The organism is Campylobacter concisus (genome assembly GCF_002913545.1).
Lineage (GTDB): Bacteria > Campylobacterota > Campylobacteria > Campylobacterales > Campylobacteraceae > Campylobacter_A > Campylobacter_A concisus_AV.
Window position 1 is genome coordinate 1 of sequence record NZ_PPBR01000097.1, and the last position, 442, is coordinate 442.

Annotated in this window: 1 pseudogene; it reads right to left on the minus strand. The window is 46.4% G+C overall.

What is annotated here, in order from left to right:
- A pseudogene (gene carB / locus CYP05_RS06405) lies at window positions 1-442 on the minus strand (carbamoyl-phosphate synthase large subunit); the annotation flags it as partial.

Sequence of the window (442 nt, forward strand, 5' to 3'; positions counted from 1 at the left end):
CTCTAAAGGCTTGCGCTAGATATAAAATTCTTCTCTCATTTGCATTTCTGATGCCATAAATCAAAGCGTTTTTCTCTAGGCTAAGGCTATTAAATCCGCAAAGATCGCGCTCTAGGCTACAAAGCGCCTTTTGGATGCTCTCTTTAAAGGTCCTACCAATCGCCATGACCTCGCCAACTGACTTCATCGCAGTGCCTAGATATGGGTTTGATCCTGGGAATTTCTCAAATGTAAAACGCGGGATCTTTGTCACAATGTAGTCGATCACCGGCTCAAAGCTAGCAGGAGTGCCAGTGATGTCGTTTTTGATCTCATCTAGGCTAAAACCAACTGCTAGAAGTGTCGCGACCTTTGCGATCGGATAGCCAGTAGCTTTACTGGCAAGCGCCGAGCTTCGGCTAACGCGTGGGTTCATCTCAATAACGATCATACGGCCCGTTTT